Annotated in this window: 14 protein-coding genes; 5 read left to right on the top strand and 9 right to left on the bottom strand. The window is 63.9% G+C overall.

Features of this window, described 5'->3' with window-relative positions:
- Positions 1-119: 119 nt before the first annotated feature.
- The 9 genes from THIDRDRAFT_RS16415 to THIDRDRAFT_RS16375 all read right to left on the bottom strand — a co-directional run bounded on the left by THIDRDRAFT_RS16415 (position 120) and on the right by THIDRDRAFT_RS16375 (position 12,510).
- Entirely contained in the window at positions 120-3,509 is a 3,390-nt protein-coding gene (locus THIDRDRAFT_RS16415; RefSeq protein WP_007042008.1) for an NACHT domain-containing protein, read from the bottom strand.
- Positions 3,506-5,179 (bottom strand): KAP family P-loop NTPase fold protein, encoded by a 1,674-nt coding sequence (locus THIDRDRAFT_RS16410; RefSeq protein WP_007042007.1) that lies wholly within the window; start codon positions 5,177-5,179, stop codon positions 3,506-3,508. The genes THIDRDRAFT_RS16415 and THIDRDRAFT_RS16410 overlap by 4 nt, the downstream gene beginning before the upstream one ends.
- A gap of 102 nt (positions 5,180-5,281) precedes the next feature.
- A complete protein-coding gene (locus THIDRDRAFT_RS16405) occupies positions 5,282-6,118 on the bottom strand; it encodes an SWIM zinc finger family protein (RefSeq protein WP_007042006.1) in 837 nt (278 codons plus the stop codon).
- Between the two features lie 3 nt (positions 6,119-6,121).
- Positions 6,122-9,241 carry a DEAD/DEAH box helicase gene (locus tag THIDRDRAFT_RS16400; protein WP_007042005.1) on the bottom strand — a complete coding sequence of 1,040 codons (3,120 nt, stop codon included), beginning with the start codon at positions 9,239-9,241 and terminating at the stop codon, positions 6,122-6,124.
- 156 nt (positions 9,242-9,397) lie between these two features.
- The gene (locus THIDRDRAFT_RS16395) at positions 9,398-9,634 is read right to left on the bottom strand and encodes a thioredoxin family protein (RefSeq protein WP_007042004.1); all 237 of its coding nucleotides are present in this window, start codon (positions 9,632-9,634) and stop codon (positions 9,398-9,400) included.
- A 10-nt stretch (positions 9,635-9,644) separates the two neighbouring features.
- Complete coding sequence (locus tag THIDRDRAFT_RS16390; RefSeq protein WP_007042003.1) at positions 9,645-10,598, bottom strand: permease; 954 nt, start codon at positions 10,596-10,598, stop codon at positions 9,645-9,647.
- Positions 10,591-11,679, bottom strand: a complete 1,089-nt coding sequence (gene arsB / locus THIDRDRAFT_RS16385) for an ACR3 family arsenite efflux transporter (RefSeq protein WP_007042002.1) — start codon at positions 11,677-11,679, stop codon at positions 10,591-10,593. The genes THIDRDRAFT_RS16390 and arsB overlap by 8 nt, the downstream gene beginning before the upstream one ends.
- 3 nt (positions 11,680-11,682) lie before the next feature.
- The gene (locus THIDRDRAFT_RS16380) at positions 11,683-12,117 is read right to left on the bottom strand and encodes an arsenate reductase ArsC (RefSeq protein WP_007042001.1); all 435 of its coding nucleotides are present in this window, start codon (positions 12,115-12,117) and stop codon (positions 11,683-11,685) included.
- Between the two features lie 39 nt (positions 12,118-12,156).
- Positions 12,157-12,510 carry a metalloregulator ArsR/SmtB family transcription factor gene (locus THIDRDRAFT_RS16375; RefSeq protein ID WP_007042000.1) on the bottom strand — a complete coding sequence of 118 codons (354 nt, stop codon included), beginning with the start codon at positions 12,508-12,510 and terminating at the stop codon, positions 12,157-12,159.
- A 499-nt stretch (positions 12,511-13,009) separates the two neighbouring features.
- Between THIDRDRAFT_RS16375 and THIDRDRAFT_RS16370 the strand changes: the two genes are divergently transcribed.
- From THIDRDRAFT_RS16370 to THIDRDRAFT_RS16350, 5 genes are read left to right on the top strand one after another with little or no spacing between them, the layout of a single operon-like run.
- A complete protein-coding gene (locus tag THIDRDRAFT_RS16370; RefSeq protein ID WP_007041999.1) occupies positions 13,010-14,644 on the top strand; it encodes an acyl-CoA synthetase in 1,635 nt (544 codons plus the stop codon).
- A gap of 2 nt (positions 14,645-14,646) precedes the next feature.
- Positions 14,647-15,399, top strand: a complete 753-nt coding sequence (locus THIDRDRAFT_RS16365; protein WP_007041998.1) for an electron transfer flavoprotein subunit beta/FixA family protein — start codon at positions 14,647-14,649, stop codon at positions 15,397-15,399.
- Between the two features lie 11 nt (positions 15,400-15,410).
- Positions 15,411-16,340 (top strand): electron transfer flavoprotein subunit alpha/FixB family protein, encoded by a 930-nt coding sequence (locus THIDRDRAFT_RS16360; protein WP_007041997.1) that lies wholly within the window; start codon positions 15,411-15,413, stop codon positions 16,338-16,340.
- Positions 16,341-16,353: 13 nt separating this feature from the next.
- Entirely contained in the window at positions 16,354-18,123 is a 1,770-nt protein-coding gene (locus tag THIDRDRAFT_RS16355) for an acyl-CoA dehydrogenase C-terminal domain-containing protein (protein ID WP_007041996.1), read from the top strand.
- Positions 18,124-18,132: 9 nt separating this feature from the next.
- On the top strand, positions 18,133-19,785 hold the full coding sequence (locus THIDRDRAFT_RS16350; RefSeq protein WP_007041995.1) for an electron transfer flavoprotein-ubiquinone oxidoreductase: 1,653 nt from the start codon (positions 18,133-18,135) through the stop codon (positions 19,783-19,785).
- Positions 19,786-19,787 lie beyond the last annotated feature (2 nt).

Below are 19,787 nucleotides of genomic sequence, written 5' to 3'. Positions count from 1 at the left end.
AGCTCTTCATCGCTCAGTCGGTAGTCGTTCATGCCTGGAGATTACCATGGCGGGCAGACGGTTAACGAGGGAGCCTGAGCCGAAAATTCGTATGAAACGGGTATACGATCAATGCCAGTTCAGGCATCGGGGAAAAGCGCTTCGAGTACGGGCATCAAGTCACGTTCCACGGCGGCGAGGCTGACCTCGCGAGTCGGCTGGTCTTCGGGCCAGTCGGCGAGCACTGCATCGAGCGCGGCGATCGGGGACCAGGGCTGACCTCGGCTGCCATCCGGCTGCTCGGCGTGGTGGAGGATGTGGAGCTGCTCGCGCAGGTCGCGCTCCTCCGCCTCTGGCAGACCGTCCGGGAAGACCCAGTGAAGGATACGGTCGTCGTCGTCCAGCCAGTCGCGCAGCCGGAGCAACGCGGTCCTCGGGAACGGATTCAAGGGGCGTCCGGTGTCGTCGAAGAGCCCCAGATCGCGAGGCAAGGGCTCCCCCGGCCGCAGACCGCGTCGCAACATCAGGTTCGGGTCCTCTGCCTGTTCCTCGAACCAGTCGAGGGCGGCGAAGCGATAGCCAAAAGTCTCCAGTGCCACAGCAAGGGTAGTGGTCTGTCCTTCCGCCAGTGACTCGGCGCGAATCGCCGCATTGGCCAGAAACTCCCGCATAGGTTGGGATAAAACCTCAATCTTTGCTAGCGACGCTGCCATATTTCTTGTAGGTTCCAACGACAAAGATACCGATAGATGCGACGGTGACGGTTTTGACATAGACCAATTCAGTGATAATGACAGTGGAAATGACCGCACCGGAGACGGAGATGCAGGCAACGACTGTGATAGTTGCTGCAACCGGTCCAAAGACAGTTCTAGAATTGGCGATAACGACAAGCCCAGCGCTAATAACCGCGACCGAACAAACTCAGTAGAGGACGAACCATCAATCATCGCCTCACAAGCCCGCAATGCCTGATAGAGCGTGAGCGCAAGCCTCGTAGCAGCGGGCGGACGCTCGCGCGGATAACGACCGTACACATTCGCAACTTGACCGAAAAGGAAACTAAAACGATCAAGCAATTCACCTTGCAAGATCCAAGCATCGAGCGGTACACGAGCCAGGAAAGCAAGCCACAGGGATCCAGTCGGCAGCAGTAAGCGCTGCAGTTCCAGAGTGGAAGCCATCACCCCGGGCAAGCTTGGAATCTCATCGACCACCCCACGCCGGTACAGGAGACCCGAGTCCTCCGTAGCTAATTGCTCCAACCATTCTGTCATCACGGATTCTAATACTGTATCCATCGGGGCGGGATCCTCTCCCCTAGCAGGCGTGGCCGCTCCCCAACCGCTTTGGTTAGCCAATAGGAGTAAGGCGTAGGCATGACCCTCGGCAACACCGAATAAAGTGCTCAATACATTCGGCGGTTGTTGCCAGAGCGCCAACATCTTTCCGTTCAAGCTATGCGCTGCCCAGTCATGCTCGGACATGCCTCCCGGGGAGGCCGCCCGGGATTGCACCCGAAGCCATTCGAGCGGATCCGTTGCGGCGAAAAGCCCCTGAAGCAGTTCTAACCCCGGTCCAGACCATGGTGTGACACGGGAGAAACCTTTTGCCAGCCTTTCGTTTGGATACACCAAAGCAGTCGCAGCGGCGAGCGGCAGCCACCGCAATCGCTCAGCCTCGTCGAAGTCCAGCTCCTGACCGGTGAGGGCCGCGATCAGCAGGCGCGCCTGGGGAAGCTCGGCCGGATCCAGCTCGGTCAGTAGCTCCAGGTGCGCGGTGCGCTCGGTCTGGGGGCCTTGATTGGCGTGGATACAGAGCAGCAGCAGCCCGACCTCGTCCCAACCGGGCAGTCCGAGGTTCGCATAGAGCAGGTCCTGGATCCCGTCGAGAAAGCGTCGGCTACCGAGCGCCAGCGCCCGGCCGTGGATGTATTCGGCGCAAAGATATTCCTGAAAGCTTAGATGGGCGAACTGGAAGCGGTCCTCGGCCGGCTCGACCAGTAGCCCGGTCGGGTGGAGGAAATAGCCGAGCAGGTCCTCGGCATCCTCCGGACGAATCTCCCTGAAGCCGCCACCGGCTGCATTCTCGGGGCTGAGCAAGATCTGCAGCTCGGCCAGCAATTCGCTGCCTGTCCACACGACCTGGCGCCGATCCCGTTCATTATTTGCCCCTTTGGCCTTGGCTCCCCGATGCTGGCTGCGCCAGGCGAGATAGCCCAGCGCTCGGCGCACCTCGCGCTCGTCCCAATGGGGCATCTCGCCGCCTTTGCAGCTCCAGCGCAACCGGCGCTGCTGATTCTGGCGGACCAGATAGAGATCGATGATGCGCCGATAGAGGTCCGCGCGGCCATGGGGCATGCGTCGGTCGTTGGCGTGAACCAGGGCCATCAGGGTCAGGAAGATGGGCCGCCGGGCCAGCGTCAGCAGATAGCCGCGCTGCGCGTCGGACAGGGCCGATTCGAAGTCGGCCAGGAAGCGCTCCCGCTCCGCCCGCCACTCGTCGCGGATCAGAAAGAATCGCTCGATGAAGGCACGAATCTGCGGCCAGACGAAGGGTTGGATATGGTGGAGGCGGAGCTGGCGAGTGACCGTCACCGATACGGAGTCTGATAGGGTCAGCTTGTCTCGGGCACGGATCGTTCGATTTCGGATGTCGCGCAGCAGGGTGTCAAGCCTTGGTGCAGGCTCATCGCTTGGGGCAACTGGACTTGCGTTGGTTGCTTCTTCCGGCTCGCTCGACACTAACGGGTCCATTGATTCTGGTTCTGATGCCTCTGCCTGCATCAGATCTTCTTCCGGTTCGACCCACTGCATCGATCCTATCGGCAAGTCCTGAAAGCCGGTTGGGCGCCCGGTGAGGACTACTCGATGACCTGCCTCGACCGCTGAAAGCGCCAGTTCGAGCAGATGACGGCGAGGCTCTAGTCCGCCGACCTCGTCGATCCCGTCGAATAGCAGGAAGAGTGGCAATCGGTCGCCGTCCGTTGCGTAACTCTGGCGCAAGCGCTGGATATCCAGCCGGTAACCCTTGTCCGCCGCCTCCCGGCTCGCTTGGCGCCACCAGTGTTCGAGCAGGTCGTCGAGGCACTGAACGCTAGGCAGTTCGTTCTGGTAGTCGCGCAGGATCAAAGGCACTGGCAGAATGCCACGCTGCCCGACCAGACGGCGTCGAAACTCGCTGGACCGCTCGCTGACCAGTTCGCCGACGATGGCCTGGACCAGTGTCGTCTTGCCGCTGCCCGGGCGACCGGAGATCGCCACCAGCGGCAGCTCGGCGATCAGCTCTCGCGCGTCGCGGCCGGGTGGCTGCTCCTCCTTCAGGCCCTCGGCGTCACCTATCGATTCATCACCCCGGTCCTCGGTGTCGAGACGGACGGGGACATAGATGTCGCGCAAGTGGACACGGTCCTCACCCTCCTTGGTCAGGAGCAGATCCAGGTCGCCGAAACGGCGTGCCAGCCAGCGCGCGTATTCGCCCCTGGCGCTGACCCGGGCGTTCCTCTCGGCAATGGTGTGCAGTGTGCTCATGCGGTCGGACCGGTATCCGGGGCTGGGTCGCTCGCCTGGGTGGTCGCCTCTGGAAGGGCTTCATCGCCGGTAACGAGATAGATATGGCGCGGATCGATCGTTTGTCCTTGCTCGAATAGCTTGGCGAACAAGACGCGAAAATTGTCGTCGGAGCGCTTGCGGTCGCGGCGTTCGTTGAAGCGCTTGACGACTTCATCCAAGGACTCGGTGCCGTGCTTGTCCTTGGCGTCGGGATCCTTCGTCCTCAAGACATGGCTGAAGGCGCGAAAGAAGATCTCTCGCAGCAGGGCCTGATCGTCGTTCCCGCTCAGTTCGGCTGCCGACATCGGCTCAAGACCTTCCGCGCCACAGAGCACATCGTTCAACGACCGGATCGCCTCGGGCTGCCGCTCGAGTAGACGCCAGACCGGACGGTGGTAATGTCGGAGGTATTGCAGCAGGGTGAATCGATGGGCTTCGTCGCCGAATTCAAATTCATCGCTGGCGCCGATCCAGGTCTGGCAGTCGTGCATCGCCCAAGCGGCGCAAAGACTGTTGACGAAATTCTTGATCTTGCGCGGATTGGGTTCCAGCAGAAGCTCGATATTGGCCGCCAGCTCGATGAGGGCCTGCTCGGTCGCCTCCTGTTCAGCGGCAGGTGCCGTTGGCGAAGATCGGCGAGGAATGCCGTGGGTTTTCAGTTGGTCCTGGATCCCCTGACAAACGCCTGTCTGGGCCGGCAGCGGGATGGCGACCATCGCCTGAAACAGTTTTTCCAGATACTCGCGATTGCCCTCTTCGGAGTCACCGCGATGCTTGCGCAGTGCATCGAGGACGGCGCTGTCGTCCAGTCCGAGGACGAAGACGCAGCGGCGGGTGCCGAGATAGAGCTTGATGATCTCCAGCAAGCGGACGATCGCCTCTCCCTCGCAGCGGTCGAGATCGTCGACGAAGATCAGTAGCCGGGCCTTCTGCGCCAGTTCTTCTTCGATGCCGGAGTCCGCGCATCGGGCCTTGAGGATCTGCTCGACGGCATCCTCGAACAGCAGATGGAAACGCTGGCCGTCGCTCAGCGCGGTGAGACCTTCGTCGCCCGCCTGCCAGCCCTGGCGTACGGCATCCGTCAGCCCTCGGGCCAACTGTGTCGGCTTGCCGAGATAGAGGGTTGCAGCCGCATCCGCGAGATGTTCGAGAATCTTTGCGACAGCCAAGCCGACTTGACGATTGATCGTGCCCGCCACCTGCTTGAACTTCAGCCAAGCGGTGGCTTGCGCCTGGATCTCGCGGATCAGAGGAACGAGCGGATTTCCCTCGTTCTGGTGCTGCCAAGGGGAGTACCAGATGCAGAGCGTCTGATCCGCCAGCTTCTTGGTCGGTACCGGCCAGCCCAGCTCGCTTCCACGCCCTTCGTTCGTGCATCGCCAAGCAGTCCATGCCTCGTCGTTCTCCTCCTTGTTCGGGATATCCGAAAACATCAGGGCCTGTTCGATCGGCTTGCCGCCGAGCGTCACGAAGGCGCGGCGCATGACGCTGGTCTTGCCGGAACCCCATTTTCCGGTCACTCCGATGGTGAAGGGTGGTTCGACCTCCAGCGCCATCCGTGCCACCTGATCGCCGACGCGGCCGATGCCGAAGGCGTCTTCCAGCGTCCAGCTGTCGTTGCGATAGAAGGGATTGTTCTCGTCCGTCATGGTCCGCGGCGGCTCCTTGTGTCACCACACATAAAGGGGCATTTCGAGCGGAGAAGCTACGTGAGCTTGGCGGGAAAGCCAAGGGCCTCTGGCCGACCCTGACTACAGCAGCTTTTTGCTCTTCCCTCGAATACGTTCATAGAACTCCTCCATCACCTCAACGAACGAATTCTCCCGGTCCCAGAACCCCGGAAAATCCCCCGCCTTTCTCACCAGAATCCCCGATACGACTGGCGGGGTGGCCGGCTCGATCTCGGTTGGCAGACGTTTTCGGCCGTTCCAGAAGTCACGATAGTCCGGCGCCGACTCGGCGGTCTGCGGCCGGTTGAAGAAGGAGTCGGCGGGCTCGATCCTCTCTTCGCGTTCGTCCATGACCGAGACCAGTGCCCGGCCCAGCGGGGTCTCGCTGAGGGAGTGGTGCAGCCGCTCGCGCGACAACCCTCTCAGCTCGAACAGTAGGAATGGATCGCCGTCCAGCATGCCGGCCAGACGGTAGTAGACCCCGGCGATGTGCTTGCAGGGATTGGCATAGTCGGGGCAGGAGCATTGGGTCAGGGCGAAGTCGTTGCGGCTGAGGGGCAGCAGGTGCAGGTGCATGCCGGCGAACACCTGGTCGATGCGGTCCGGCATCTGGCCCATGAGCAGCTGTGAGACCAGGGCGGCATTGGCGCCGATCTTGGCGATGGCCTTGTCCCAGTCCTGGTCCGGGATGGGTGTCAGACGGATCTGGGTCTTGTACTGGGGTTCCTTGTAGACGCCGAAATAGGGATTGACGTTGCCCCGCACCGTCGCCTTCACCAATGCCTTCTCGATGCCGAAGTCGAGGATGCGGCTGTCGCCGCTGTAGCCGCGTCCGCGCTGCAGACGCCCGGCGTCCATGCAGCCCTCCAGGGCCGAGATGAAGCGCTGTCCCCACCAGGTCTTGCCGTGTGTCGCCATTGGTCAGTCCATCACCGCGTCGCGATTGAGCTGGATGAGCGCCTTGAAGCGCTCGTTGTCGAGCTGGGCGAGCCAGGACTCGTCGTTGCCGACGATGGCGCCGGCGAGTGCCTGCTTGGCGCGGATCATCTCGTCGATCCGCTCCTCCAGGGTGCCCAGGGTGACCATCTTGTGCACGAAGACGCTTTTTTCCTGGCCGATACGGTAGGCGCGGTCGCTGGCCTGGTCCTCCACCGCCGGGTTCCACCAGCGGTCGAAATGGAAGACGTGGTTGGCCTTGGTCAGGGTGATACCGACACCGCCGGCCTTGAGCGAGAGCACGAAGACGGAGGGTTCGGTCGCCGGATCCTGGAAGGCGGCGATCATCTCCTCGCGGCGTTTGCGCGAGGTGCCGCCGTGCAGATAGAAGCTGTTGAAGCGCCATTCCTGGCGCACCAGACGCTCGAGCGCGGCAGCGACCTCGGTGAACTGGGTGAAGATGAGCACGCTGTCGCCCTCGGCCATGACCTCCTCGAGCATCTCCTGGAGCCGCTGCAGTTTGTGCGAACGCTCGGGGCTGAAGGGGCTGCCATCCTGGAGGAACTGGGCCGGGTGGTTGCAGATCTGCTTGAGCCTCATCAGCGTGGAGAGCATGAGTCCCTGGCGCTCGATGCCTTCCTTCTCCTCCAGGTCGCGCTCGACCTCGCGCACCACGCCCTCGTAGAGCGCGGCCTGCTCGCGGCCCAGGTTGCAGTACTGGATCGCCTCGACCTTGTCTGGCAGGTCGTGGATGATGGATGTGTCGGTCTTGAGCCGGCGCAGGATGAAGGGCTCGACCAGCCGCTTGAGCGTGGCGGTCTGGACCGGATCCTGGTCGCGCTGCACCGGCAGCTCGAAGCGTTTGCGAAAGCGCGCCTGGGTGTCGAGGTAGCCGGGATTGAGGAAGTTGAAGATGGACCAGAGATCCATCAGCCGGTTCTCGACCGGGGTGCCGGTGAGGGCGAGTCGGTGGGTGGCGCGCAGCTTGCCGATGGCCTTGGTCTGGGCCGCCTTGGGGTTTTTGATGTTCTGGGCCTCGTCGAGCGCCACCCGGTGCCAGTCGACCGCGGCGAGGATGGCCTGATCGCGGCGCGCCAGGGCATAGGAGGTGACGACCAGCGCCTGGTCCGCCACCGCCTGCTTGAAGGTCTTGGTGTCGCCCGCCCGCTCGGGGCCATGGTGGATCAGCACCGGCAGTTGCGGGGCGAAGCGCTCGACCTCCTTGCGCCAGTTGCCGATGACCGAGGTCGGGGCGATCAGCAGGGTCGGGGAGGGCGGGTCGCCCGCTTCGCGCTCCTGCACCAGCCGGGCGATGACCTGGATCGTCTTGCCGAGCCCCATGTCGTCGGCCAGACAGCCGTTGAGCCCCACGCGTTCCAGAAGCTCGACCCAGGCGACGCCGCGCTTCTGGTACTCGCGCAGCTCGGCGTTCAGGTCGGGCAGATCGGCGATCGGCTCCAGGCTGCTGCGGTTGCGCAGTCCTTCGAGCATCTCAGCCAGTGCGTCGTCGCGGTCGACCTCGAAGAGTTCGTCGGTGGCGGTGTGCTGGAGCAGCGACTGGAGATCCATCTCGGCGCTCTCCCGGCCGTGCTCGCGCCAGAAGGCGAGCATCTCCTGCATCTGGTCGCGATCCAGCTCGACCCATTGACCCCGGAAATGCACCAATGGGGTCTTGGCGGCGACCAGTTGCTCCCATTCCTCCTCGCTCACCGTTTCGTCGCCGATGGCGAGCTGGTAGCGGTATTGGATCAGGTTGTCGAGGCTGAGGATGCCGGTCCCGGCCGCGCTGCCCGACGCCTTCTCCCGCTGTGGGTTGGAACGCAGCCGGATGCGCACCCGGCGCCGTCCCTTGGGGGTCCACCAGGCGGGGACGATGACCTTGAAGCCGGCATCCTCCAGGATCCAGGCATCCTCCTTGAGGAAACGGAAGGCGGCGTCCAGGTCGAGCGTCACGGACTGCGGCGTCGCGGTGTCCAATCCCTCCCAGAGACTGGGCAGCATGCGGGCGGCGAGTCCCAGATCGAGTAACGCCTGCGTTTCGAAGTCGGCGCCGAGCTGGCGGCGGGCGGATGTGCGCTCGGCGGCGGAGAGCGACCAATAGTCGGCGAGCGGCAGGCGTTGCGAGGGGTCGTCCTTGGGCACGGCGACGAATTCGAGCGTCCAGTCGTCCTCCGACGCGCCCAGCGGCTCGACCAGCCGGAAGCCGAGGGTGAAGGCGGCATCGCGCCCGTTGCCCAGGATGCGTTGGCGCCACTGGCGCCATTGCTGGTAGCGGTCCAGTCCGGTGCCTGGCGTGTGCCAGGGGTTCGCCGTCGGCACCCGCGTAAGACAGGCGTCCAGCAGCGTGCCTTGGAACCGCTTGGAGACGCTCGCGGGGATCGGGATACCGCGCAGCACGCGATCGAGCAGCACCTCGCTGACATGGCGCAGCAGCGACTCGGGCTCGGCTAATCCTTCCATGCCTGCGGCGCAGGCTGCTGGCATGCGCTCGGCGGCATCGGCGATGAGTCGTTCGTAGTCGCCCGAGGCCCACTCCCAGGCGCCATGAATCTCGTAGGGCGGTGTCTTGCGCTTGCCTTTGGGCGTCGGCGGCTGGTGATAGACGAGCGCCGGCAGATACTGGTCGCGCATCAGCAGACGCTTGAGGTTCTGGGTCAGCCAATACCAGAAGAGGAAATCGCTTCCCGGTTCGAGCCCCTTGGCCTGATAGAAGGCGAGGAAATGGATGTCGGAAAGCTGCTTGATGGGTTGGTCGAGGCGAAAGGCGTCGACCTTCCACGGCCTCAGATCGGCCGAGTCGGTCTCGATCGCTTCCGGCCAGGACTTGGCGAGCTGGGGTGAGGGCAGCGGGCTATCCGCCGTGCTCGGCAGCCAAAGGCTGTGGGAGGTCAGCGCAGGCGCGCCGCGTGTCGACTTGGGCGCCAGGCCCAGCTCGTCCAGCAGACCTGGCCAGGCGGCGTCCGGCAATTGAAAGGGGTGGGTGGATTGGTCTCGGGCGCGAGCGGAGCGGCCTTGCGGCAGGGTCTCCGTCCACAGCCACAGGGCGCCGTCCTGTATAAAGGTCTCGTTTGGCTCCGGGAGCCAGAATGCATGGAGGATCTTCATCTTGGCCGGTTGCTCGCGCCTCTTCGATCGGGATTGGTGTTGTCGATCGATTCGAATCTATCGCGAGCGGCGGCGCTTGTCACCGGCCGGGGCTAGGGGGCGGTCTCCGCGCCATCGGGCCCGCGCATTCCGTGCGCGACGGGCTCGGTGGGATGCTCAGCCCTTGACCCACTCCCGCACCTGATCCGGTCCAGGGATGCCGCCGGCGTGCACGACCTTGCCGTCCAGCACCACGCCGGGCGTGGACATGACGCCATGGCCGAGGATCTCGGCCATATCCGTGACCTTGTCGAGCTGGATCTCGACGCCGGCCTCCTTGGCTGCCTGAGAGATGAGGTCGGCGGTGACCTCACAGTTGCGGCAGCCGCCGCCCAACACCTTGAATGTCTTCATGTTCGATACCTCAAGCGATCAGATTGAATGTCCAGCCGACGAGCGTGAAGGCGACGGCCAGCACGCCGGCGAACAGGGCGAGTGCCGGCCAGCGGATGACCTTGCGCAGAATCAGCATCTCGGGGAGCGAGAGCGCGGCGACGCTCATCATCAGGGCTAGGGTTGTGCCGATCGCGACCCCTTTGGTCAGCATCGCCTCGGCCACCGGGATGATGCCGGTGGCGTTGGAATAGAGCGGTACGCCCAGCAGCACGGCCAGCGGAACGCTGTACCAATCGTCACCGCCTAGATGGGTCGTCACCCAGTCGGCGGGGACAAAGCCGTGGAAGAGTGCGCCGACCGCGATACCGATCAGCACCCAGATCCAGATGCGTCCGACGATCTCCCGAACCTCACCGAGCGCATAGCGATGGCGACCGAGCAGGCTGCGGTCGGTTTCGATCGCTCCAGTCTCGCCCATTCGGATCTTCCAGACATAGTCCTCGACCCAGCGTTCGGGGTGGAACGCCTGCATGGCGATGCCGCCGAACCAGGCGACCAGCAGTCCGGCCAGGACGTAGAGCGCCGCCAGCTTCCAGCCGAGCACGCCGACCAGAATCACGGCGGCGACCTCGTTGATCATCGGGCTGGCGATCAGGAAGGAGAAGGTCACGCCGAGCGGGATGCCGGCCTCGACGAAGCCGATGAAGAGCGGCACCGAGGAGCAGGAGCAGAAGGGCGTGACTGCGCCGAGCGTGACCGCCATCCCGCGCGCCTGCCAGTCGGGTCGGCCGCGCACGAAGGCGCGCACCCGTTCGGGCGAGAGCATGGCGCGCAGTAGCCCCATGACATAGATGACGATGACCAGCAGGGCGAAGATCTTGGTCAGGTCCATGACGAAGAACTGGACGGCTGCACCCAGGTGCGACTCGGGGCCGAGTCGCAGCAGCTGGAAGGCGATCAGATTTCCGAGGGACTCAAACATGGCCGGACACCGCGCGACCCTGTTCGTACCAGCCCTGGGTTCGGTTGACCAGCCGCACCACCAGCAGCATCACCGGTACCTCTATCAGGACGCCGACCACGGTCGCGAGTGCCGCACCGGACTCGAAGCCGAACAGCGAGATGGCCGCCGCGACCGCCAGCTCGAAGAAGTTGGAGGCCCCGATGAGGGCTGAGGGACAGGCGACGCTGTGCTGCTCGCCGACGGCGCGGTTGAGCCAGTAGGCCAGGGTCGAGTTGAAGAAGACCTGGATCAGGATGGGCACGGCCAGCAGCAGGATGATCAGGGGTTGCTCGATGATGGCCTCGCCTTGGAAGGCGAACAGCAGCACCAGGGTCGCGAGCAAGGCGAGGATCGAGGCATGGCCGAGGCGATCGAGGGTGGCGTCGAAGCGCGCCTGGCCCTGGGCGAGTAGCCGATGGCGCCAGATCTGGGCCAGGATCACCGGGATGAGGATATAGAGCACGACCGAGGTCAGCAGGGTGTTCCAGGGTACGACGATCGCGGACAGTCCGAGCAGCAGCCCGACGATGGGTGCGAAGGCGAACACCATGATGGTGTCGTTGAGCGCGACCTGCGACAGGGTGAAATAGGGATCGCCGCCGGTGAGCCGGCTCCAGACGAAGACCATCGCCGTGCAGGGCGCGGCGGCGAGCAGGATGAGACCGGCGACGTAGGGATCGAGCTGTTCGGCTGGCAGCCAGGGCGCGAAGAGTCCTCGGATGAAGATCCAGGCCAGCAGGGCCATCGAGAAGGGCTTGACCGCCCAGTTGACGAAAAGGGTGACGCCGATGCCCTTCCAGTGCGAGCGGACCTGATGCAGTGCGCCGAAGTCGACCTTCATCAGCATGGGGATGATCATCACCCAGATGAGCAGGCCCACGGGGAGGTTGACCTGGGCGATCTCCAGTCGTCCGAGAAACTGGAACGGTGTCGGTATCCATTGTCCCAATCCGATGCCGACCAGGATGCAGAGCCCGACCCAGAGGGTCAGCCAGCGCTCGAAGACGCTCATGGGCGCACCGGATGCGCGTTTGGTAGAGATGTCGCACTGAACGGACATGCGCTACTCCGACTCGGTCGAGTTGAGACCCAGCGCCTCGATCACGGCCGGGACCAGTCGGGCGCGGATGGCGTCGCGCACTTCGATGAAGGAGTCCAGCGACTCGCCGTGCGGATCGTGGAAGGGCAGATGGATGCGCGGGGCAGGGCGCGGAAAGAGGGGGCAGCTCTCGTTGGCCTTGTCGCAGACGGTGACGACCAGATCGATCGGCGCGTCGAGAACGGCATCAATGTCTTTCGGATGGAGCCCTTCGGTCGGCAGTCCCGCATCCGCCAGCGCCGCGATGGCGCCGTCCGCGACCTTGGGCTGGGGACGGGTTCCGGCCGAGAGGGCGTGGACCTGGCCCACTAGGTCGTGATTGAGGATGACCTCGGCCATTTGCGAGCGGCAGGCGTTGCCGGTGCAGAGGACCAGGACGGTTTTGGTTGCTGTAGGCATGCGTGTTCCCCGAGCGCTTGCTGGTGTATCGCTGGCGTTTCAGGCGCAGCGCGGCGCGGATGGTCGGTTCGGCATCATGGCGAGGCGGTGCGCGTCCTCGGCGAAGGGGTGGGCTTCGCCAAACCCATTCTGTGTCTCCCGCAGGATGCTCGACACCCAGCTCGGCAGGTCCGGGCGAATCCGGTAGTAGATCCAGAGTCCCTCACGGCGGTCCAACACCAGCCCGAGCTCGCGCAGCTGTGCCAGATGGCGGGATATGTGCGGCTGGGCGGTGCCGATGGCGTGGGTCAGTTCGCAGACGCAGAGCTCGCCCTGGGCCGCCAGCAGCATCAGACAGCGCAGTCGGGTTTCGTTGCCGAGGGCGGCGAAGAGCTGATGTGGCTTGGTGTCCATGGGTGTAAATATATCGGTGTTGATATATATCGACAAGCGAATATTTGGGGTCCCGGCGATTGGTGGGGCCGCCCTGCGCTCGAGTTGCTGTCCGCGATGGTGACAGCAGGCGCTGATTCGAGGACTTAAACTAGTTGGTCAAGCGTTTGACAAGATAGTTCTTCGGTGATAATTTGCTGAAATAGGTCCCCAGCAGATCCATACGAGCGATGAGGGCGTGCGTCGGCGCGTGCAGGTACCGATCGACAAGGATTCTCGTGTTTTCTCAGGTGACGAAACGAGCAGGAGGAGAGGCCGATTCATGCGGTCTCTTGGATGATGCTGCCTCTGCAGAGGCGACTTCTAGGCCATGAGGATGCTGGCCTAACGCAAGCGGCTCGCGATCCGTCACCGCTGGATCGCGATCAGGTTGCTGTTCGAATGCAAAGAAGAACCGGAACCGTCTCGATGTACCGCAGGGACGGCAATCCCCTCATGTCATTTGGAGCTCAATTAAACAATGTCTGCGTCAGACAATATTTACGGGCAGGACCTGAATCAGGTTGCCGCTAACTACGAACCCTTAAGCCCTCTGACGTTCATCGAGCGGGCAGCATCCATCTATCCAGACAAGACCGCCGTCGTCTACGGCGAGGTGCGGCGCTCCTGGGGCGAGACCTATCGGCGCTCTCGCCTGCTCGCCAGCGCATTGGTGCGGCGCGGGGTCAGGGCTGGCGACACCGTCTCCATCATGAGCCCGAATCTGCCGGAACATTTCGAGGCGCATTTCGGCGTCCCCATGTCGGGCGCGGTGCTCAACTCCATCAACACCCGTCTCGACGCCTCCTCCGTCGCCTTCATTCTTGAACATGCCGAATCCAATGTGCTGATCACCGACCGCGAGATGTCGTCGGTGGTGAGCAAGGCGTTGGCGCAGATGAAGACCCGGCCGATCGTCATCGACATCGACGATCCGAGCTTCGAGGGCGGCGAACTGCTGGGCGAGATGACCTACGAGCAGTTCCTCGCTGAAGGCGACTCGGACTTCGACTGGAAGGGGCCGGACGACGAGTGGAATGCCATCAGTCTCAACTACACCTCCGGAACCACCGGGGATCCCAAGGGCGTGGTCTATCATCATCGCGGCGCCTATCTCAACGCGGTGAGCAACGCGCTGTCCTGGGGGATGCCCAATCGGGCCGTCTATCTCTGGACGCTGCCGATGTTCCATTGCAACGGCTGGTGCTTCCCCTGGACGGTTGCGGCGGTCTCGGGCGTCAGCGTCTGTGTGCGTCACGTGCGCGCGGTGCATCTGATGGAATTGATCAAGCAGGAAAAGGTCGATCATCTGTGCGGCGCGCCCATCGTGCTCAGCATGCTGGTCGGCGTGCCGGCCGAGCTGAAGGAAGGGCTGAATCACACCGTCAAGGTCATGACCGCCGGGGCGCCGCCGCCGGCGTCCGTGATCCAGGGCATGGAGGAGATGGGCTTCGATGTGACCCATGTCTATGGCCTCACCGAGACCTACGGTCCCTGCGTGGTCTGTGCCTGGAACGACGACTGGGACGACAAGTCGATGCAGGAACGCTCTCGGCTCAAGGCGCGCCAGGGCGTGAGGGTGCCGATGCAGGAGGGGCTCATGGTGGGCGATCCTGTGACCCTCAAGCCGGTTCCGCGCGATGGCGAGACGATCGGTGAGATCTTCATGCGCGGCAACGTGGTCATGAAGGGCTATCTGAAGAATCCCAAGACCACCCGCGCGTCCTTCCAGGGCGGCTGGTTCCATTCGGGCGACCTGGCGGTGTGTCATCCGGACGGCTATATCGAGATCAAGGACCGTTCCAAGGACATCATCATCTCCGGCGGCGAGAACATCTCCAGCATCGAGGTCGAGGAGACGCTGTTCCGGCACCCGTCGATTCAGGACGTGGCGGTCGTCGCCATGAGCGACGAGAAGTGGGGCGAGGTGCCCTGCGCCTTCATCTCCCTGATTCCGGATGCGCAGATGACCGAGGAAGAGGTCGTCCGTTATTGCCGCGAGAACATGGCCCATTTCAAGGTGCCGAAGAAGATCGTCTTCAAGGATCTGCCGCGAACCTCGACGGGTAAGGTTCAGAAATTCATCCTGCGCCAGTGGGCGAAAGAGGAATCATGACAATGAAGGTACTGGTCGCGGTCAAGCGCGTCATCGACTACAACGTCAAGGTGCGCGTCAAGCCGGATCACAGCAATGTGGATCTGGCCAACGTCAAGATGTCCATCAACCCCTTCTGCGAGATCGCGGTCGAAGAGGCCGTTCGGCTGAAGGAATCCGGTGCGGCGAGCGAGGTGGTGGTGGTCTCCATCGGACCCAAGTCGGTGCAGGACCAGATCCGCGCAGCCATGGCGATGGGTGCCGATCGTGGTATCTGGATCGAGACCGCCGAGACCGATCTCGGCGCGCTCAGCATCGCCCGTCTGCTGGCCCAGGTGGTGCGCGACGAGCAGCCCGGTCTGGTCCTGCTCGGCAAGCAGTCGATCGACTCCGACAACAATCAGACCGGTCAGATGCTGGCGGCCATGCTGGACTATCCCCAGGCGACCTTCGCCTCCAAGCTGACGGTTACGGGCGACGAGGCCGAAGTGACGCGCGAGATCGACGGCGGTCTGCAGACCCTCGCGCTCAAACTGCCGGCGGTGGTCACCACCGACCTGCGGCTCAACGAGCCGCGCTACATCAAGCTGCCCGACATCATGAAGGCCAAGCGCAAGCCGCTGGCCCAGACCAGTCCCGAGACGCTCGGCGTCACGCCGTCGGCCGGTCTGAAACTGCTGTCGGTCGAGCCGCCGGCCGAGCGCCAGGGCGGTGTCATGGTCGAGTCGGTGGCGGCGCTGGTCGACGCCTTGAAGAACCAAGCCCGAGTGCTGTGAGGGGATCGAACATGAGCATTCTCGTCATCGCTGAGCACGACAACCAAACGCTCAAATCCGCGACACTCCATGCCCTCGCGGCAGCCACTCAGATCGGTGGGGACGTCGACCTGCTGGTCGCCGGCAGCGACTGTCAGTCGGTCGCAGCCGAAGCGGCGGCTATCCCTGGCGTGCGCAAGGTTCTGGTCGCGGACGCGCCGGCCTACGGTCATCATCTGGCCGAGAACGTCTCCCGGCTGGTCGCGGATCTGGCCGAGGGCTACGGCTATCTGCTGACCCCGTCCACCACCACGGGCAAGGATTTTATGCCGCGCGTGGCGGCGCATCTGGTGGTCGAGCAGATCTCGGACGTTATGGCCGTGGTCGGCCCCGACACCTTCCGCCGTCCCATCTATGCCGGCAACGCCATCGCCACCGTCCAGTCCTCGGATCCGATCAAGGTGATGACGGTGCGCACCACCTCCTTCGAGGCGGTCGAGACCTCGGGCGGCAGTGCCACCATCGAGTCCCTGTCCCAGGTCTTCGAGGCGAGCGGAACCCGTTTCGTCTCCGAGGCGTTGGTGCAGTCCGATCGTCCTGAGTTGACCTCGGCCCGCGTCGTGATTTCCGGAGGTCGCGGTCTGGGCTCGGCGGACAACTTCGCGCACCTGTACGAGCTCGCCGACAAGCTTGGCGCGGCGGTTGGTGCCTCGCGCGCGGCGGTCGATGCGGGCTATGTCCCCAACGACATGCAGGTGGGACAGACCGGCAAGGTGGTTGCGCCAGAGCTCTACATCGCCGTGGGCATCTCGGGGGCCATCCAGCATCTGGCCGGCATGAAGGAATCCAAGGTGATCGTCGCCATCAACAACGATCCCGATGCGCCCATCTTCCAGGTCGCGGATTACGGGTTGGTCGCGGACCTCTTCACCGCGTTGCCCGAACTGATCGAAAGTCTCTAGCAGGTAATCCAAAATGAGCTATGTCCACCCCTACCGGGACGCGGAGTTCGTCCTGCGTCATCTGGTCGATTTCGATGCGCTCTGCGCCACTGCCGGACTCGACGAGGTCAATGCCGATCTGGCCGTCGCCATCCTTGAGGAAGCAGCCAAGCTCGGCTCGGAGGTGCTGGCGCCGCTGAATCGGGTAGGGGACCAGGAGGGCGCCCGGATGGACGCTCAGGGCGTCGAGGAGACGCCTGGGTTCAAGGAGGCCTACGGTCAGTTCGCCGAAAGCGGCTGGCTCTCGCTGTCGGCGGCCGAGGAGGTTGGTGGTCAGAATCTGCCCAACGCTCTCAATACCGCCGTCAACGAGATCTGGCATTCGGCCAACATGGCCTTCGCGCTCTGTCCCATGCTGAGTCAGGGGGCGATGGAGTCGATCGCCCACCATGCCGACGAGACGCTCCAGGCGCTCTATCTGCCCCGTCTGGCGACCGGCGAATGGACCGGAACCATGAATCTGACCGAGCCGGATGCCGGTTCGGATCTCGCGGCCATCAAGTGCAAGGCGATCCCGGACGGCGATCACTACCGTATCAGCGGTCAGAAGATCTTCATCACCTGGGGTGATCACCGGATGACCGAGAACATCGTGCATCTGGTGCTGGCGCGCCTGCCCGATGCGCCTCCTGGCGTGAAGGGCATTTCGCTCTTCATCGTGCCCAAGGTGTTGGTCGAGGAGAACGGCGACCTCGGTGCGCCCAACCAGGTGCGCTGTCTGTCGCTGGAGCACAAGCTCGGCATCCACGGCAGCCCGACCTGCGTCATGGAGTTCGACGCGGCCATCGGCTATCTGGTCGGCGAGCCCAATAAGGGCCTGGCCTACATGTTCACCATGATGAACCATGCCCGCCAGGCGGTGGGTCTGCAGGGGCTTTCCATCTCCGAGCGCGCCTATCAGGGCGCCCTCCAGTACGCCCAGGAGCGTTTGCAGGGCACCCGGCGCGACGGTTCGCGCGTCGCCATCATCGAGTATCCGGACGTGCGCCGCATGCTGATGACGATGAAGAGCGCGACCGAGGCCATGCGTGCACTGGCGATGGTGGCCAGCGCCGAGGTCGACCGTTTCCGCTATGCGAGCGATCCGGCCGAGAAGGCGAGCCATTTTGCGCGTCTGGAACTCTTCACGCCTATCGTTAAGGGCTGGCTGACCGAGATGTCTCAGGAGCTGACCTCGCTGGGCATCCAGGTCTACGGCGGCATGGGTTACGTGGAGGAGACCGGCGCGGCTCAGCACTATCGGGACGCGCGCATCCTGACCATCTACGAGGGTACGACCGGCATCCAGGCGCTGGACTTCATCGGCCGCAAGACACTGTCCAACAACGGCGAGGCGCTGCAGCTGCTGCTCGACGAGATGCAGTCGACCGCCGAGGCGCTGCGTTCCAGCGGCTATCCGGATGCGAGCCTGGTTGCGGCCTTGGACCAGTCCCTGGAGCACGGCGTGAAGGCGCGGGCCTGGATTCTGGAGCAGGCCGCGTCCGACCGCGATCTGGCGGGCAGTGCGAGCTTCAATTTCCTGATGCTGTTCGGCTATCTGTGCGGCGGCTGGCTGATGGCGCGCGAGGCGCTGCAGGCGCGTGCGCTGAGCGAGGCGGGCGAGGGCGATCCTTCCTTCCTTGAGGCCAAGATGACCACCGCGCGCTTCTACTGCGAGCATCTGCTGCCGCGCACCCAGTCCTACCTGGCGGCGGTGCTGGCTGGCAGCGACAGCATCATGGCCCTGACGGTCGACCAGTTCTAGGAGTTCATCATGAGCGAACGCGAATCCATGGAGTTCGATGTCGTCATCGTCGGTGCCGGTCCGTCCGGTCTGGCGACGGCGTGCCGACTGGCGCAACTCTCCAGCGATCGGCAGCTCGACCTCAGCATCTGCGTGGTGGAGAAGGGCTCCGAGGTCGGGGCGCACATCCTCTCCGGCGCCGTGATCGAGACGCGGGCGCTCGATGAACTCTTTCCCGACTGGAAGGAGCGGGACGCGCCGCTGGTCACGCCGGTCACGCGCGATCAGGTCTATCTGCTGCGCGACGACCAGAATGCCTGGAGCCTTCCGTCGGCATTGGTTCCGCGCACCCTGCACAATGAGGGCAACTACATCGCCAGCCTCGGCAATCTCTGTCGCTGGCTGGCGGCCCAGGCCGAGGAGTTGGGTGTCGAGATCTTTCCCGGATTCGCCGCGACCGAGGTGCTGTTCGGCGACCAGGGGCAGGTGATCGGCATCGCTACCGGCGACATGGGCGTCGGTGCCGACGGCGAGCCCAAGGACAGCTATACCCCTGGCATGGAGCTGCTGGCGCGCTACACGGTGTTTGCCGAGGGCTGCCGCGGTCAGCTCGGCAAGGTGCTGCAGCAGCGCTACGACCTGGCGGCCGGGGTGGACCCGCAGCATTACGGGATCGGGCTCAAGGAGCTGTGGGATGTGGATCCGGCCCTGCATGAACCTGGACTGGTGGTCCATGGAGCAGGGTGGCCGCTTCAGAACGGGACCAACGGTGGATTCTTCCTCTATCACCAGGAGAACAACCAGGTCGCCGTGGGCCTGATCGTCGACCTCGACTACGACAACCCCTGGCTCAGCCCCTACGACGAATTCCAGCGTGTGAAGCAGCATCCGGTGATCGCGCGTTATCTCAAGGGCGGCAAGCGTGTCGCCTACGGCGCGCGCGCGCTCGCCAAGGGCGGCTTCAACGCGCTGCCGCGCATGCATTTCCCCGGCGGTCTGCTGGTCGGCTGCGATGCCGGCACGCTCAACGTCGCCAAGCTCAAGGGCACGCATACGGGGCTCAAGACCGGCATGCTGGCAGCGGAAGAGATCGTCGAGGCGATCGGTGCGGGCGACCAGGGCGGTTCGGATCTGGCCGGGTTCGACGCACGTCTGCGCGGATCCTGGGTCCATGAGGAGTTGTACGCCACCCGCAACTTCGCCCCGGCGCTGCATCGCCTGGGGATCCTGGGCGGTGGCGCGCTCAACTATCTGGATCAGAATCTGGTGGGCGGCAAGCTGCCCTTTACGCTGCACGACCGCACCCCGGACGACGCACGGCTGCGTCCGGCCAGTGCCTGTTCGCCGATCGACTATCCCAAGCCGGATGGAGTGCTGAGTTTCGATAAACTGAGCTCGGTGTTCCTGTCGAACACCAACCACGAAGAGGATCAGCCCTGTCATCTGCATCTGGCCGATCCGAGTATTCCGGTCGAACGCAATCTGCCGGAGTTCGCCGAGCCGGCGCAGCGCTATTGCCCGGCCGGGGTCTATGAGATCGTCGACGATGGGGCAGGGCCGCGTTTGCAGATCAACGCCCAGAACTGCGTCCACTGCAAGACCTGCGACATCAAGGATCCGGCACAGAACATCACCTGGGTCGCGCCCGAGGGCGGCGGCGGTCCCAACTATCCAAACATGTGAGG

The sequence above is a fragment of the Thiorhodococcus drewsii AZ1 genome, assembly GCF_000224065.1.
Classification (GTDB): Bacteria; Pseudomonadota; Gammaproteobacteria; order Chromatiales; family Chromatiaceae; genus Imhoffiella; species Imhoffiella drewsii.
The sequence above is the reverse complement of the archived record's forward strand: the minus strand, read 5'-3'. Positions and strand labels throughout refer to the sequence as shown.